This is a genomic window from Plantibacter sp. AC185 (genome assembly GCF_979258065.1).
This window is the reverse complement of sequence record NZ_OZ409831.1, coordinates 150,889-165,561: the sequence shown is the minus strand read 5'-3', so window position 1 is coordinate 165,561 and position 14,673 is coordinate 150,889. Positions and strand designations below refer to the sequence as shown.

The window sequence follows — 14,673 nt, the reverse complement described above, 5'->3', positions numbered from 1 at the left end:
GCGCGACGGATCGCGGTCGGTTCGGGGAGGGGGGACCGTGCGCCGAGGGTCGTCGAGCGATCCCCGGCACACGACGGACGAGTGTCAGTAGCGGACGCCCTGCAGATCCTTCTCCTCGAGGAAGGAGACGTTGGATTTGTCGATCAGCCCAAGGCCGCCGGAGTTGATGTTGGCGGGGGAGAGGCCGAAGTCGATCGACAGGATGCCCTGCATCACCGACTGGTACCCCTGCACGTATCCCTGCTGGTCTGCCGTGGCGAGGATCTTGCCGTCCTTGATCCCCTGGATCACCTGCGGAGAGGTGTCGAAGCCGACAACCGGTACCGAGACGCCGGCGGCTTCCATGGCCGCGACGACGTTGCGGTGCGGGGTTCCGCCCAGCGGGACGATCGCCTTGACGTCGGGGTTCGCCGTCAGCCATGAGGTCATGGAGTTGAGCGCCTCCTCGTCGGCGCCGGAGGTACGGAGGTACTCGCCCTTCGCGCCGACCGAATCCAGCGCGTCCTGAACGCCGCCGCCGCGCTTGATCGCGTAGTCCTGCTCGGGCTCCTCGGCCGGGAACATGACCTTGTCGCCCTCCTTGAGGTCGACTTCCTTCAGGAGCCGCTCACCGACGAGCTTGCCGACCTCGGTGAAGTCCTGACCGACGAAGCCCGAGACGCAGTCCTTGGCGCTGTCCGGAGCGGGAACGTTGTACGCGATGACCGTGATGCCGGCGTCGTGGGCGTCGCAGGCGACCTTCGACCACTTCTCGCCCTCATTGAACGGCATGAAGATCAGTGACGGCTTCGTCGCGATCGCGGTGCCGACGAGGTCGACCATCTTGTCCGGGTCACCTTCGGCCGTCTGGTGCGTCAGATTCAGGTGGCCGAGCTCGGCCGCGTCCTCGCCGCCCTTCAGGATCTGCGCCCAGAACGGGTCGCTCGCCGGGTTGTAGTAGGTGAAGAAGTAGGCGTCGCGGTTGTCCGCGCGCGATCCGAAGCCGGAGGCGAGACCGGCGTCCGAGGTGCTGCTCGCACCCGCGGTGGCGGTGCAGCCGGAGAGGGCGAGTGCGGCGACGCCGACGAGGGCGATCGCGCCGAGGAGCGAGCGTCGTGCTGAGGTTTTCACTTCGTTGTGTCCTTTCGAGGGTCGGGCCTCGGGCGGCCCGTGCATCATTGCAGGGCTCAAGCTAGTGAAGAACTGACAAGAGGGCAATAGTAAGTCAGGACATATTGACTTATTGATGACAAACGGGACTTTGGGAGGTAGCGTTCTCATGTCCTAACAAACTCGAACCGATCAGGAGACCCTCATGCCGCTCGTCAGGATCGACCTCGCCGCAGGCCGCGACGCCGCAGGCATCCGGCAGATCGCAGACGCCATTCATGAGGCGATCGTCTCCGTCTACGGGATTCCGCCTCGTGACCGCTTCCAGATCGTCACGGAACACGCGGCTGGCCAGATCATCGCGGAGGATGCGGGGCTCGGTTTTGCACGCTCCGAAGGCGTCGTCATGATCCAGATCTTCACGCAGCGCGGTCGAAGCGATGAGACGAAGCAGGCGCTCTATGCGGCGACGGCCGACCGTCTCTCCGAAATCGGCGTCGATGGTGCGGATGTCTTCATCGGTTATGTCGAGAACGGTCCGCAGGACTGGTCCTTCGGCTTCGGTCGCGCGCAGTACCTCACTGGGGAGCTCGCCGTTCCGGCACGCTGAGGTCGCGCGATCGGCTCGCTACCGGTCGACGAGGGTGACTTCGAAGGAGTACAGGTCGGGTCGGTAGACGTGCTGGCCGAATTCGACCGCCCGACCGGAGTTGTCGAAGGCTGTTCGCGACATGGTCAGGAGTGCGCTGCCCTTCCGGACATCGAGCATCTCGCTCTCCGGGCCTGACGCCTCCCGTGCGCCGATGCGTTGCTTGGCGACACGCATCGTGACGCCGCGTGCCCTGAGGAGTTGGTAGAGCCCGTGGTGCTCGAGGGCTCCGAGGTCGAGGTCGGTGAGGTCTTCGGGGAGGAAGTTCTCGAGGATCGCGAGTGGGACACCGTCGGCCCGGCGCAGCCGCCTGATGTGGACGATCGGGCTCCCGGTCGCCACGCCGAGGGCGTCCGCGACCTTCTCGTCCGCCGTCGTGACCTCGGCCGAGAGGATGTCGGTCTCCGGCTTCTGCCCCGTACGCTCCAGGTCCTCGAACAGGCTGGTGAGCTCGACGTTACGCGTCACCTTGCCGTGGACGACCTGTGTGCCGATACCTCGGCGACGGACGAGGAGACCCTTGTCCACGAGTTCCTGGATGGCACGACGGATCGTGGGGCGGGAGAGTCCGAGGCGGGTGCCCAGCGCTACCTCGTTCTCCAGACGTGATCCGGCTGGCAGTGTCTCATCATGGATGGCCTGCTCGAGCCTGGTTGCGATCTGGTAGTACAGCGGCACCGGTCCGGATCGATCGAGGTCGAGGAAGAGTTCGACTGGCAGCGTCTGCTCGGGCTGTGCCATGAGGCTCCTTCGATCGGGAGAGAGAACTTGTCCTGACAATATCAGGGCTTTCCAAAATGGGGGTATGTCAGGTCACCCGATCAGTTCGCCCGAGTCACGCAAGATTGTTAAGACATGCTGTCAAACTTCGGGTATGTTGATCGGACTGCGTCGCCGCAGCTCTGGCGATCGCCAACTCGACTCCCGGAGGCACTTCGATGACCGACACCCTCACCCCTGCCGACACGCTTCCGCTCGCAACCGCGGCGGCCTCGACGCCCACAAGCCTGTGGAACGACTCCGCCGACCCCGACGAGCTCGCCAGGTCGATTGCGTTCGGTGCGGTCGGCGCGACCTGCAACCCGGTCATCGCCCTCGCGGTCATCTCCCAGAATCTCGACGTCTGGGCGCCGCGGATCGCCGAACTCGCTGCCGAGTTCCCGGCGGCGGGGGAGGCCGAGCTCGGCTGGAAGGTGGTCGAGGAGTTGTCGATCCAGGCCGCCGTGCTCCTCGAGCCGGCGTTCCGGGAGAGCAACGGCCGGAACGGTCGTCTGTCGATCCAGACCGATCCACGCCTGCACCGGGACGCTGAGGCGCTCGTCGAGCAGGCCGTTCGGTTCTCGGCACTGGCAGAGAACATCATCGTGAAGATTCCTGCAACCGCTGTCGGTATCCGCGCGATCGAGGAGGCGACCTATCGCGGGGTCAGCATCAATGCGACCGTGTCGTTCACGGTGGCCCAGGCCGTCGCGGTCGGCGAGGCGATCGAGCGCGGTCTCGAGCGACGGGCCGCCGAGGGGCTCCCGGACTGGGAGTTCGGCTCCGTCGTCACCATCATGGGCGGGCGCCTGGACGACTGGCTCAAGGCGTCCGTCGCCAAAGACCGTATCCTCATCGATCCTGGCTACCTCGAATGGGCGGGCGTGGCAGCGTTGAAGGAGGCGCACCGCATCTTCACCCGACGCGGGTTCCGTTCGAGGATCCTCTCCGCCGCATTCCGCAACCACCTGCAGTGGTCCGAGCTGGTCGGCGGCGACCTCGTCGTCTCACCACCGTTCGACTGGCAGCTGCGCATCAACGAGAACCGGGTCCCTGTCGACCCGCACCGCATCGACGTGCCGGTCGCACAGCACATCATCGACACGCTCCTCGAACGCGTCCCGGAATTCCGCAAGGCGTATCTCGTCGACGGGATGGCGGTCGCCGAGTTCGACGATTTCGGTGCGACGCGGCGGACCCTCCGTCAGTTCCTGGAGGCGGATGCACAGCTGGATGCGCTGGTTCGTGACATCATCCTTCCCGTGATCTAGGAGGGACGCGTGACCACTTCGAAGGATTCGGCCGTCGCCGACGGAGTCGATGACAGGGAGCGCATCACCTTCCGGTCGAGGCGCTGGGTGCGGCCCGAGGATCTCAACGCGCACGGCACGCTCTTCGGGGGCAGTCTGTTGCGGTGGATCGACGAGGAGGCGGCGATCTACGCGATCCTACAACTCGGCAACCCCAGGGCCGTGACGAAGTACATCTCAGAGATCGACTTCGTCTCCTCGGCGTTGCAGGGCGACCTGATCGAGATGGGCCTCCGCGCGACCGCCTTCGGGCGGACGTCGCTCACCATGCGGGCAGAGGTCCGGAACATGGTCACCCGGCGGAGCATCCTCACGATCGACCGCATCGTGTTCGTGAGTCTCGACGACGACGGACAACCGCTTCCGCACGGGTACACCGATACGACCTACGACCGGGATCGACTACCGACCTCGGCGGGGTCTCGCACGACCTGACGGTGCCGGACGGCTCCGTCGCGAGCGTGCTGGTCCGGGAATGACACGGGGCGCGCTCACTGTCCATGGACGCCGGGTCGGAGTCCGACGACATGGGAACTCAGCGGCGCACCATCCGCCAACCGTAGGGCTCTAGCTCGACCTCCCCGACCTGCAGGCCGGTGCGCACATCGGTACAGTCGACCGTGATGTGCTGGGACTCGGGTCCATGGTTGATGACCGTGAGGACGTCGCCGCGGCGAGCGACTTCGACGACGGGCGGGAGTCCTTGCAGTTCGGGCTCGACACCGGAGGACTCGAGGAGCCACGCGAGGACCACGCGCATCCCGTCGTCGTCGGGGACGGTCGCGAGGTAATAGGCAGCCCCCGCACCGTGGTCCTTGCGGGTCAGCGCGGGCCGGCCGTCGAGCCGTCCGTCGTCGAAAATGCCGACGACCTCGGCGTCCAAGATGCGCAGCTCCTCGGCGAAAAACTCACCGCGGACCCGTCCGAACGGCGCGCCCACGGTGCTGTGCGCTTGGCCGGGGTCGTCCGCTCCCGGCGGCACGAGGGCCCCGAACTCCTCGACCGTGACACCGAGCAGCTCGCGGAGTCCCACCAGGAAACCGCCCGGGCGAAACGCATCGTCCTCATCGACGACGTCGGTGAACGCCGAGACGAACACGGTGCCGCCGTTCGAACCGTAGCGCGTGACGTTGCGCGCACCCTCATCGTTGAGCAGGTACAGCTGTGGCACGACGAGGAGCGCGCACGACGACAGCTCGCTCGTGGGAGTCGGTGTCGGAGCATGCCACGCGAACCAGAGGACGGCGGCGGGGCTCCAGAGCAATGCGGTCACCGCGCTGGCGGTGATGACCATGCTCGGATCGGGAGGGTTGTTCGGCCTTGTTCAGGGCGACGACACTCCTGGGCGAGGGCCGGGAGCCGTCGCCACCGTCCAGCTGGAGAGCATCGTCAGCGCTTCCGCCGACGCGCTGAGCACTGACGCCGACTCGCGCGTCACGTCGAGAGTGCCGCAAGCGGTGGGCCGCGGAAGGTGGACAGCGTCGTAGCGACGATCGCCGTGAGCAGCGCCACGGCTGCGGCGATGAGCAACGCCGTGCCCACGTCGATCGTGTCGGCGAGGATGCCGGCTGCGCCCGCGCCGATCGGTTGACCGCCCCAGGCGATCATCCGTGCGGTCGTGTTGACGCGGCCCTGCAGGTTCGCGGGGGTGAGGGTCTGGCGGACGATGATGCCGTTGAGCGAGACGGTCGTCGTTCCGATCTGCCAGGCGATAAGCGCCACGCACCCGACGGCGAACGATTGTGCGACGCTCCAGCCCGCGATACCGAGTGCCGACAGGATCAGCCCGACGACGGTGATGACGCCGGGCCTGGCCCGGCGCTGGAGCGGACCGATGAGCCAGGACGCCGAGAGTGCACCCACCGCTCCCGCACCGAAGAGGACACCGATGGCTGGGGAGTCGGTGTCGAGGCCGAGCGTTCGGACGGCGGCGACGACGAGCAAGCCGGCGACGGCTCCACCGGCGAGGCTGTTTCCGATGCCGAGCAGGGTGAGGTCACGGATGATGGGAACGGACCGGATGAAGCGGAGACCCTCGACGATGCCGTCGCGGAGGCGCGTCCGCCCGGCACCGTCGGCCGTCGGGTTCCTCTCCAGCGCTGCGATGCGGCCGAGGAGGAGCGCGCCGAGGAGATACGACACGGCGTCGATCAGGAGGACGACCGGCCCGCCCGCGGTCGCGGCGATGAGACCGCCGAGTGGTGGTCCGGCGATCCCGATGAGGGTGCTGACGGTCATCATGCGGGCGGTCGCAGCTGCGATCCCGGCGCGTCCGACGATCGCCGGGATGGCCCCGAAGCTCGCGGCGTCGAAGAAGACGAACGCGACCGAGGTCGTCAGCCCGACGACGACGAGGTGTGCGGGGGTGAGCGCGTCGAACGCGGCCGCGATGGGAACGCTTCCTGCCGCCACGGCGCTCACGATGCTCGACACGGTCAAGGTCGAACGAACGCGCCATCGGTCGACGAGCGCACCGACGGGCAGGCCGAGCACGAGATACGGGAGGGCTTCGACGGCCGCTAGGAGTCCGGCGAGGGCGGCACTGCCCGTGAGTTGGAAGAGCATGAGGGGGAGTGCGACGGCGGTGAGGGCATTGCCGGTCCAGGAGATGCCGCGGGACCAGAGGTAGCGACCGAACATCAGTGCGGAAGCGGGGTCGGGCGTCCGACCGGCTGCACGGGGCGGCGGCCGCCGACGAAGGGCAGGGCATGTGGGGCGTTCGAGATCCGGCCGGGGACGAGCATCCTGACGACGTGGAGTCCGGATGGCCTGATGTCCTCTGTCGCGAGGTCGATCGTGATGACCCGCTCATCGAGTTCCGTGAAGCGGTCGACGAGTTCCTTCAGTGTCGGACCGAGGGGGAGGGCGTCCAGATCGATCTGGCCGATGATGCTGCGGTCGAGCTCCTCAACGAAGCGGCTCTGCATGGTCGGATCGAGATGCAGTTGCAGATGACAGCCGTAGTCGAGGACGTCCGACAGGTCCTCGGCGTACGACTCGGAGTACCGGCGGTCGGCGCGGTGCGGTGCCAGCGGACTCCGCGGGTCAGCTGCGGCCTGGGCGTAAGGCCCTTCGGGGTCGTCGAGGTCGGCCGCGAAGAGTTGCAGTTGGAGCGCCTCACCGAGAGCTTTCACTGCGCTTGCCTCGGGATCCGATCCGGTGCCGATTCCGAGCGCCAGGTAGCCGGTGCTGCAGTCGTGCAGGAGGGCACCGACGACGGGCACACCGGTGTCCGTCGGAAACAGCAGCCAGCGCGGCTGCAGGAAACCGCGCGGTCCCGCAGCGAAGGTGTCGAGCCACCCGGGCACCCGCAGTTCCAGGATGCCGCTCCCGCCGACCCAGGCGCGGGTCATCGCGTCACGTTCGACGATCTCACGGAGGCCACCGAATCGTGCAGCGTCGAGCGAGCGCTCGGTGGCGAGGCCGGCTTGCATGACGGGGTGGAGCAGCGGTCGTGCCTGGAGGCTGTAGGAGACCCAGACGGTCGAGGCCGGGACGAGTACCTCGGTACCGTTCGCGTCGTGACCGATCGTCCAGTCGGTCACGGTGTCCGAGGTGAAGCGGGAACGGATCGGGAGCGCCAGGTGGTCGGGGTCGACGTGATCCACCCCGTGCAGGTCGCGGGCGCTGGAGCGTACGAGCGGCCCGGTGACGAGGTTGCCGCAGTACCGTTCGACGGCCTCGCCGATCGCGGCCCCGAGCATCGCTTCATGATCGCCGAATGTGTAGCCCGCACCGCTCGAGTCCGAGCGCCACGAGGCGAACGCGGAGGTGTCGGCGAGGACGGCGTGGAGGAGGGTGAAGGGTTCCGGGAAGTGGGACGGGATCCTGCGTGGTTCGAGTGCGCGGATCACGCCGGCGCGTGCGTCGACGAGCGGAGCGAGTGTCGGCGGAAGGTCGAGGTACATCGATGATCCCATCAGGCGAGGGGGAGCGGGAGTCGGGACAGCTCAGCGGTCGAGATGGGCTGAGCGTCCCAGCCGAGGGCGCGCGGTACGTGCAGGTAGCGGTCGGAACCGCGGAGCGGGAACGCTGGAGGACCGTTTCCCACGAGGCCCGCTGCGACGACTCGGATGACGACGAGCCCACAGCTGCGGACGTCCTCCGTCGTGACGTCGACCGAGACCGTGCGGACGCCGCGGGTGGCCAGCATCGCCACCCGGTCGCCGGTGATCGGAGCCAGCGAGCCGAGAGCGAGACGTCGGGCGGGGCGCAGCCGGGGCAGGACTGCTCCGGCCATTCGGGGATCCAGGTACAACTGAGCGACTGGAGGGAGGTCGGTGAGGGTGCTGAAGTCCTCCGGTATCGCGTCCCGATAGCTCCGATCGGCGCGGTAGGGCAGGAAGACATGGGCCTCGATCGCATCGGCCTGGACCGCTCGCCAGACCTCGGATCCGGGATCGAGGAGCTGACGGGTGATGCGGCGGAGGCCGAGCGCTTCCATGACCGCCTTTCGTGCAGCTGACGAGGGGTCGCTCCGACAGGCGGTGCCGAACGCCAGGAGTCCGTCCTGTTCCGGATCGCCGTCCTCGATGACGGCCGCGACGACCCTGCCGGGGAGATCGGTGGGGATGTCCAACAGCCGCACGTCGAGGCCGCTCTTCCCGAGCATGCCGCGGATCACGCCACCGTCGTCGAGCTCATGGGTCGAGGCTCCGGAGGCCCACCACACGGTCGTCGCGTCGCGTTCGATCAGTTCGTCGATGGCGCCAGTCTCCGCGCTCGCGCGGTCCTGCCCGGTCGCGATTCCGGAGTACATCAAGGAGTGCGTCGAGCGCTCCCCGGGACGGTTCGACGCCCGCGCGTCCAAGTACACGAGTGACGCGGGTACCCAGACCGCTGCTCCCGTCTGCATGTCTCGACCACGGGCCCATCGAACGGGGAGGTCTCTGGTGAAGGGTGTGAACGGGAATCCGGGGAGCTGGTACTGCTCGGGTGCATACAGGGCGAGGGTCTGCGGGTCCAGGGCGTCCTCGCCACGGAGCGCATGGTCCTCCCAGCTGCAGAACGGGAGGTGTCCGGGCACGGCATTGCCGCAGTATCGTTCGACGGCTTCACCGATCGCGGCGCCGCGCGCCGCGTCGAGATCACCGAGGGACGCTCCGAACCCGAACCCGTCGGCCCGCCACGCTGCGAAGCGTTCGGTGTGCGCGACCGTCGCGCCGTGCGAACGCCAGAACGACGGATCGTCGGCCGACGGCGGCTGCGCCTGCGTGGAGGTGAGGATCCCGGTTCGCGGGTCGATGAGGCGATCGACGTCGATCATGAGACGCCCCCGTCGTCGCCGATGGCGGGCAGGCTCAGGCGGCCACGGTCGACGGTTTGGATGATGCGGTGTGGCAGGTCGTCGATCCCGACCCGGTACCGGTCAGCGCTGCCCGTGTTCCTGGCGAGGCGGGGGAGGTCTGCAGCCGTCAGCTCGAGCACGAGCGATTGGCCGGGTTGCACCTGGATCGACAGTGGGCCGAGCGCGAGTCGAAGGTCCACCTCGGGCGTCTCGGTGCTGGCTTCGGCCACGGCGAGTTCGACGGCTGGACCGCTCTTCGACACGAGGAGGAGCCGGAGGATCCAGTCGCCGGTCTCGGTGTCGCATCGGCCCTTCAGATCCACGGAGCCCCACCCCACGAACCTGGTCGCTGCCGTGGAGATCGGCCACCGGACGGCGTCGGTGCGCGCGAACAACGGGCTGCGATCCACCGCCTCTGCCCGGCTCGGGAAGGGAGATCGAGGGTCGCTGTGCAGGATCGCCGGTCGGAGGTCGTGCACGTCCGGGGTGCTGGTCGGAGGCCAGTTGTCTGCGGTGTCCCAGGTGTCCGCTCCCATGACGAAGGTGTCGGCCCGCCGCAGCGGGAGGCGTCCGGTCAGGGCGTCGTCGATCCAGGTCAGCAGCTCGGTCGCCCAGGCGATCCGTGATGCCTCGCCGTGGTCGAGTTCCCCCACCCGGGTTCCGGCGGAGAACACCAGGTCGTGCAACCACGGGCCGACGAGGAGCCGTTTCGGCGTGACGGCGTCTCCGACGAGCTCCCAGTGTCCGAGGGTCTCGTCGACCAGCAGGTCGTGCCAGCCGCCGACGTGCAGACTCGGCGCGCGGACGGCCGCGAGGTCGGATGCGGTGATCTCCTCACACGTCCGCGCTTCCGGTCCCGCGTCGATCACGGCGGTCCAGCCGGGCATGGTGACGCCGAGTCGATCGGCGATCTCGACGACCGGGAGATGGTCGAGCACGGTCGGGTGCTCCCGGAAGATGATGGCGGACAGACCTTCCCTGCTCGTCCGGGCGTCGGCTCGTTCCGCCCACCAGGCGGCATGCTCGCCAAGACGCAGGACGCCCGACGGCGAGAACTTGGTGCGGGCGAGCGACATGGACGGACCGAGGCTGACGATCGCAGCGGTCGCGTCGGGCCGTTCGACAGCCATCGCCCAGGCCGTGTACCCGGCGTATGATCCGCCGATCACGATGATCCGTCCGTCGCTCCATGCCTGCGCGATGATCCAGTCGACGAGGTCGGCACCGTCGGCACGCTCGTTCCGGTACGGCTCCCAGGTGCCGTCGGAGTCGTAGCGGCCTCGGACGTCTCCGACGACGAACGCGTAGCCGCGCGCGGCCCAGCTGCGGCCCTCTTCGAGATGCTTCGAGCGACCGTACGGGGTTCGGAGCACGACGGTCGGTACCCGATCGTCGGTCGGCGGCCGATGGACGTCGTAGGCGAGCGCTGTCCCGTCGGCGGTGAGCAGACGTCGATTCGCGAACATCACAGCGAGGTCACCGTGGGGAGTGGGAGCACGGGATGGCGGCGGAGCGAACCGTCCACACGGATCTCGATCTCCGTCGTGGCGTTCGGGATGTCGGTCCCGGCCGCCCAGGCGAAGAGGTCTGCAGCGATCACCGCGGCAGCGAGACAAGCCACGCCGGGTGTGGCATCGAGCGGTGATGTGGGCAGTGCATCGAGGTGAGTCCAGAGCGCCTCCAGTTCTTCGAGGAGCGGGTCTGCGGCACGTCGGCGACCGCGGTAGTCGAGGTACGAGGCCGTGCGTGCATCGACACTGAACGGCCCGACGAAGAGGGCGAGACCGTCGTCGTGGCAGCGGTGCAACGGGATCTGCCGTGCAGCGAATTCCATCCAATGTCGGTCTCGGAACCACGGTTCGACCGAGATGACGGCGTCTGGTTCGGCGTCGTCGAGGATCATCTGGATGAGGCTCGGCTGTGCCTCCAATGCCCGCTGCAGTGCATCGACCACGGGCCCCTGCCCCAGAATGCAGACCTGCTTCGGTGTCTCGGGAGGTGTCGCCTGCGTCGTGTCGTCGATCAGCGCGCCCCGGCGGAGGAGTTGCTCCCCGAGCGCTTCGGCGTCCGGTCCGAGCGACGCCAGCTCGGTGCCGCTCGAGAGCGCCTGGGCGATCAGTGTCAGCCGGTCGTCCGGCCCCGCGATCCGTTGATACCGGCCACCGGGTTCGGCGAGACGCCAGGAATCGGGTGCCGTGGCGTAGAGGTGGTATCCGGGGGCGAAGCGGAGCATGATGTGTGGCCTTCCGATGACGTGGCGGACGAGTTCGTTCCAGCGCAGAGCGGTGGCCGCCGCGCCGGAGCGCGGCGACCACCGGGTTCTCACTCCGCGTCGAACGCGAAGGGGTTGTGCACGAGAGCGTTCGTGCCCGGACCCTGCGGCGCGCTGAGCACGCCCGCGGGAGCGATCGTCTCGAACGCGAACGGGTTGTGCACCAACGCGTTCGTGCCCGGTCCCTGGGGTGCGCTGAGCACTCCGGAGGCGGCGATCGGTTCGAGGGTGATGTTCTGCATGACATCGTCCTTTCTGTATTGAGAACCATTCTCAATTAACCCGACCTTAGGGAGTGCATCTCGACTTCGCAAGCGGATCGGCGATTCACGTCGTGGCGACTTAATGAGTATGGTTCTCAATACGCGGCGTCTTGCCGCGATGGAAAGGCATCAGATGCACGATCGACAAGCGCCCTTCGCGAGCGCACCGCGCACCGGGCTCCTCCTGGTGGTCCTGACCGTGATCCTCGTCATCCTCGGTGTGATGGCCCTGGCCATCGGGTCCGTCGGGATCGCGTTCCCCGAGGTCTTCGGCGTGGTCGCGGCTCATCTCGGTGGACCTCCGCCGGCCTCCGCGGCGGTCAATCAAATCGTCTGGGAGGTCAGAGCGCCGCGAACCGTCCTCGCGATGGTCGCCGGGGGAGGGCTGGCGACCGCCGGTGCCGTGATCCAAGCCGTGGTCAGGAACCCGCTCGGCGATCCGTCGCTCATCGGCGTGACGCCCGGTGCATCCCTCGGTGCGGTCGTCGTCATCGTCCTGGGCGGCGGAGTACTCGGCGGCTTGCCGTTGACGCTCGCTGCGTTCCTCGGCGCGCTCGCGACTTTCGCCGTGGTGTTCCTGCTCGGACGGTCCGCGGGTCGGATGCCTCCGACTCGGCTCATCCTCGCGGGGGTGGCCATCGGTTACCTGGTGTCCTCCATGACGTACTTCCTCCAGACCATCGCCACACCCAACCAGGTGCAGCGCGTGCTGTTCTGGAGCCTCGGCAGCGTGGGCGGCGCGGACTGGGGTGTGCTGCCGATCCCGGTGATCGTCGTCCTGCTCGGGACGGCATGGATCCTCGTCAACGCCGTCGCACTGAACGCGATCGTCGGCGGTGACGATCTCGCCGCATCCCTGGGGATCGATGTGCCTCGGTTGCAGGTGACGCTCCTGGTGCTGGTCGCCGGCATGACCGGGTCGCTCGTGGCGGTCGCCGGGGGCATCGCGTTCGTCGGCCTCGTCGTACCGCACATCGCGCGTCTCCTCGTCGGTGCGGACCATCGCCGCATGTTGCCGGCGACGGCTCTGCTCGGCGCGATCTTCCTGTTGCTGGCCGATCTCGTCGCCCGGACCGTGCGTGCCCCTGCCGAGCTGCCGATCGGCGTCATCACCGCGGCGGTCGGCGCGCCCTTCTTCCTCTGGTTGCTCACCTCCGGCAGGACGGCTCGCGCCGGTCGTGCGCCCGCCGGCGGCACCCCTGCGCTCCGGACGGCGGAGCGCTGATGCGCGTCGAGATCGATCAGGTCAGCGTCCACGCCCAGGGCTCGATCCTGGTCGACGAGGTGTCCCTCACCGCCCCTGCCGGTGCGACGGTCGGGCTGCTCGGACCCAACGGGTCAGGGAAATCGACCCTCCTGCGTGCCGTCTACCGCGCTCACCGTCCGACGTCGGGCACCGTCCACATCGGCGGTGAGGACGTCTGGCATCTGAGCGCGCGTGAAGCCGCGCACCGCACCGCGGTGGTCCTACAAGAGGACCGGCACGAGTTCGAGTTCTCCGCTCGCGAAACCGTCGAACTCGGGCGCATCCCGCATCGGCGGACGGGGCGCCGCACCGCGGACACAGACGACGAAGCCGTCAGCCGGGCGATCGACCTCTGCGGGATCGGCGGTTACGCGCACCGTCCGCTCGGATCACTGTCCGGTGGAGAACGACAGCGCGTGGCTGTGGCCCGGGCCATCGCGCAGGACACCCCGGTCCTGGTGATGGATGAACCGACGAACCACCTCGACGTCCTCGCTCAGATCGAACTGCTCGAGCTCGTGTCCGGGCTCACGACGACCACCATCGTCGCGCTCCACGACCTCGGGCTCGCGGCCGCGTACTGCGATCACGTCGTCGTGCTCGACCGGGGGCGCGTCGTCGCAGCCGGTCCTCCGGAGACGGTGGTGACGGCAGCACTCATCGCCGAGGTCTACGGCGTCATCGCCGAGATCGGCGTGAATCCCCTCACCGAGCGTCTCGCTGTGCACCTCGGTGCGACCATCCCTCGAAACACCACCAGTCCCGCGGCCCGGTCCGCGGCGCGAAAGGAACCCCGACACCCATGAACCTGCACCCGAACCGCGCTGCCATCGGCGCCTCCATCCTGGCCGCGATGCTCCTCGTGTCCGCAAGCTGTTCGAGCGGAAGCGCGCCCGCCTCGACGGCCGCCGCCGCGACCGGCGACGCCTATCCCGTCACCGTCTCCAGCTGCGGTGCCGACTACACCTACGACCACGCACCGCAGCGCGTGCTACTCGGCGCCCCAGGCGTCATCGACACCCTGGACGCCCTCGGCGTCGGCGACCGCGCGATCGGCTACGCCCTGGCCGACCTCGACCGCGGGGAAGCAGCGGCTCACCCACAGCTCACGGAGAACACCACCGACTGGACACCCGCGAAGGAATACCTCGTCGGCGCGGCACCCGACCTGTTCATCGCCAACGACGAACAGCAGTTCTCCGGCGATGGTGCCGCCGGGCTCGACGACCTCCGAACGCTCGGTTCCGGTCTGTACGTCCTCGGCGACTACTGCGCCAGCGGGTCCGCTGAGCCATCGGTCGACGCCGTGTATAACGACATCGACGCGCTCGGGACCATTTTCGACGTCCCGCAGCGGGCGAAGGCGCTGAATGAAGAGCTGCGGGGCCGCGTCTCGGCCGCGGCCGCTCTGCGCGGAGATCAGCAGCTGACCGCCGCCTCGGTGACCATCGTCGACGGGACGGTCTACGCGCTCACGGGCGCCGGGTACCAGGCCGTTCTCAACGCCCTCGACCTGACCAACGTGTTCGCCGACGCCGGTTCCAACTTCACGCAGATCAGCCGTGAGGACGTCATCACCGCCGATCCGGACGTGATCTTCGTCACCTTCGCGGGAACGGGCGAGGAGGACGCGGCGATCGCTTCGGCGAAGACCCTGTTCGCGGGCTCCGGCGCGGTCGGCGACGGGCGTGTCTTCGGCCAGGACGAAAACGCCTTCCAGGCCGGAGGGGTTCGCATCATCGGGGTCATCGAGCAGGCCGCGAAGGACGCCTTCGTCGACTGAGCCCGGATGCTCGAC

The 14,673-nt window shown here is 68.1% G+C and carries 15 protein-coding genes; 6 read left to right on the top strand and 9 right to left on the bottom strand.

The annotated features are described in order from the left end of the window. Positions 1 to 84: 84 nt before the first annotated feature. Positions 85 to 1,110 carry a substrate-binding domain-containing protein gene (locus ACZZZB_RS00730; protein ID WP_463528755.1) on the bottom strand — a complete coding sequence of 342 codons (1,026 nt, stop codon included), beginning with the start codon at positions 1,108 to 1,110 and terminating at the stop codon, positions 85 to 87. Between the two features lie 184 nt (positions 1,111 to 1,294). On the opposite strand from ACZZZB_RS00730, the gene ACZZZB_RS00725 reads away from it, so the two are divergent. Further along, positions 1,295 to 1,699: a tautomerase family protein gene (locus ACZZZB_RS00725; RefSeq protein ID WP_463528754.1), complete on the top strand. Its 405-nt coding sequence runs from the start codon at positions 1,295 to 1,297 to the stop codon at positions 1,697 to 1,699. Between the two features lie 18 nt (positions 1,700 to 1,717). On the opposite strand, the gene ACZZZB_RS00720 is transcribed toward ACZZZB_RS00725, so the two are convergent. After that, positions 1,718 to 2,479, bottom strand: a complete 762-nt coding sequence (locus ACZZZB_RS00720; protein WP_138946937.1) for a GntR family transcriptional regulator — start codon at positions 2,477 to 2,479, stop codon at positions 1,718 to 1,720. A 197-nt stretch (positions 2,480 to 2,676) separates the two neighbouring features. Between ACZZZB_RS00720 and ACZZZB_RS00715 the strand changes: the two genes are divergently transcribed. Beyond that, a complete protein-coding gene (locus ACZZZB_RS00715; protein ID WP_463528753.1) occupies positions 2,677 to 3,768 on the top strand; it encodes a transaldolase family protein in 1,092 nt (363 codons plus the stop codon). 9 nt (positions 3,769 to 3,777) lie between these two features. Continuing rightward, a complete protein-coding gene (locus ACZZZB_RS00710) occupies positions 3,778 to 4,242 on the top strand; it encodes an acyl-CoA thioesterase (protein WP_463528752.1) in 465 nt (154 codons plus the stop codon). 100 nt (positions 4,243 to 4,342) lie between these two features. On the opposite strand, the gene ACZZZB_RS00705 is transcribed toward ACZZZB_RS00710, so the two are convergent. The 7 genes from ACZZZB_RS00705 to ACZZZB_RS00675 form a co-directional block, all read right to left on the bottom strand. Further along, the gene (locus tag ACZZZB_RS00705) at positions 4,343 to 5,101 is read right to left on the bottom strand and encodes a beta-galactosidase trimerization domain-containing protein (RefSeq protein WP_229940141.1); all 759 of its coding nucleotides are present in this window, start codon (positions 5,099 to 5,101) and stop codon (positions 4,343 to 4,345) included. Positions 5,102 to 5,241: 140 nt separating this feature from the next. Next, positions 5,242 to 6,447 (bottom strand): MFS transporter, encoded by a 1,206-nt coding sequence (locus ACZZZB_RS00700; protein ID WP_229940140.1) that lies wholly within the window; start codon positions 6,445 to 6,447, stop codon positions 5,242 to 5,244. Continuing rightward, positions 6,447 to 7,715: a YcaO-like family protein gene (locus ACZZZB_RS00695; protein ID WP_229940139.1), complete on the bottom strand. Its 1,269-nt coding sequence runs from the start codon at positions 7,713 to 7,715 to the stop codon at positions 6,447 to 6,449. The genes ACZZZB_RS00700 and ACZZZB_RS00695 overlap by 1 nt, the downstream gene beginning before the upstream one ends. A gap of 11 nt (positions 7,716 to 7,726) precedes the next feature. Next, complete coding sequence (locus ACZZZB_RS00690) at positions 7,727 to 9,073, bottom strand: YcaO-like family protein (protein WP_463528751.1); 1,347 nt, start codon at positions 9,071 to 9,073, stop codon at positions 7,727 to 7,729. Continuing rightward, entirely contained in the window at positions 9,070 to 10,560 is a 1,491-nt protein-coding gene (locus tag ACZZZB_RS00685; RefSeq protein WP_463528750.1) for a CocE/NonD family hydrolase, read from the bottom strand. The genes ACZZZB_RS00690 and ACZZZB_RS00685 overlap by 4 nt, the downstream gene beginning before the upstream one ends. After that, entirely contained in the window at positions 10,560 to 11,327 is a 768-nt protein-coding gene (locus tag ACZZZB_RS00680; protein ID WP_463528749.1) for a hypothetical protein, read from the bottom strand. The genes ACZZZB_RS00685 and ACZZZB_RS00680 overlap by 1 nt, the downstream gene beginning before the upstream one ends. A gap of 89 nt (positions 11,328 to 11,416) precedes the next feature. After that, positions 11,417 to 11,608 (bottom strand): streptamidine-related RiPP repeat protein, encoded by a 192-nt coding sequence (locus tag ACZZZB_RS00675; protein ID WP_086474254.1) that lies wholly within the window; start codon positions 11,606 to 11,608, stop codon positions 11,417 to 11,419. Between the two features lie 154 nt (positions 11,609 to 11,762). On the opposite strand from ACZZZB_RS00675, the gene ACZZZB_RS00670 reads away from it, so the two are divergent. From ACZZZB_RS00670 to ACZZZB_RS00660, 3 genes are read left to right on the top strand one after another with little or no spacing between them, the layout of a single operon-like run. Further along, positions 11,763 to 12,854, top strand: a complete 1,092-nt coding sequence (locus ACZZZB_RS00670; RefSeq protein ID WP_229940135.1) for a FecCD family ABC transporter permease — start codon at positions 11,763 to 11,765, stop codon at positions 12,852 to 12,854. Continuing rightward, positions 12,854 to 13,681, top strand: a complete 828-nt coding sequence (locus tag ACZZZB_RS00665; protein WP_229940134.1) for an ABC transporter ATP-binding protein — start codon at positions 12,854 to 12,856, stop codon at positions 13,679 to 13,681. Before ACZZZB_RS00670 ends, ACZZZB_RS00665 begins: the two co-directional genes overlap by 1 nt. Beyond that, positions 13,678 to 14,658 carry an ABC transporter substrate-binding protein gene (locus ACZZZB_RS00660; protein WP_463528748.1) on the top strand — a complete coding sequence of 327 codons (981 nt, stop codon included), beginning with the start codon at positions 13,678 to 13,680 and terminating at the stop codon, positions 14,656 to 14,658. The genes ACZZZB_RS00665 and ACZZZB_RS00660 overlap by 4 nt, the downstream gene beginning before the upstream one ends. Positions 14,659 to 14,673 lie beyond the last annotated feature (15 nt).

Coding starts and splice junctions, on each gene's coding strand:
- ACZZZB_RS00725 (WP_463528754.1), top strand. CDS start 1,295: ATGCCGCTCGTCAGGATCGACCTCGCCGCAGGCCGCGACGCCGCAGGC.
- ACZZZB_RS00720 (WP_138946937.1), bottom strand. CDS start 2,479: ATGGCACAGCCCGAGCAGACGCTGCCAGTCGAACTCTTCCTCGACCTC.
- ACZZZB_RS00715 (WP_463528753.1), top strand. CDS start 2,677: ATGACCGACACCCTCACCCCTGCCGACACGCTTCCGCTCGCAACCGCG.
- ACZZZB_RS00705 (WP_229940141.1), bottom strand. CDS start 5,101: ATGGTCATCACCGCCAGCGCGGTGACCGCATTGCTCTGGAGCCCCGCC.
- ACZZZB_RS00700 (WP_229940140.1), bottom strand. CDS start 6,447: ATGTTCGGTCGCTACCTCTGGTCCCGCGGCATCTCCTGGACCGGCAAT.
- ACZZZB_RS00695 (WP_229940139.1), bottom strand. CDS start 7,715: ATGTACCTCGACCTTCCGCCGACACTCGCTCCGCTCGTCGACGCACGC.
- ACZZZB_RS00690 (WP_463528751.1), bottom strand. CDS start 9,073: ATGATCGACGTCGATCGCCTCATCGACCCGCGAACCGGGATCCTCACC.
- ACZZZB_RS00685 (WP_463528750.1), bottom strand. CDS start 10,560: ATGTTCGCGAATCGACGTCTGCTCACCGCCGACGGGACAGCGCTCGCC.
- ACZZZB_RS00680 (WP_463528749.1), bottom strand. CDS start 11,327: ATGCTCCGCTTCGCCCCCGGATACCACCTCTACGCCACGGCACCCGAT.
- ACZZZB_RS00675 (WP_086474254.1), bottom strand. CDS start 11,608: ATGCAGAACATCACCCTCGAACCGATCGCCGCCTCCGGAGTGCTCAGC.
- ACZZZB_RS00670 (WP_229940135.1), top strand. CDS start 11,763: ATGCACGATCGACAAGCGCCCTTCGCGAGCGCACCGCGCACCGGGCTC.
- ACZZZB_RS00665 (WP_229940134.1), top strand. CDS start 12,854: ATGCGCGTCGAGATCGATCAGGTCAGCGTCCACGCCCAGGGCTCGATC.
- ACZZZB_RS00660 (WP_463528748.1), top strand. CDS start 13,678: ATGAACCTGCACCCGAACCGCGCTGCCATCGGCGCCTCCATCCTGGCC.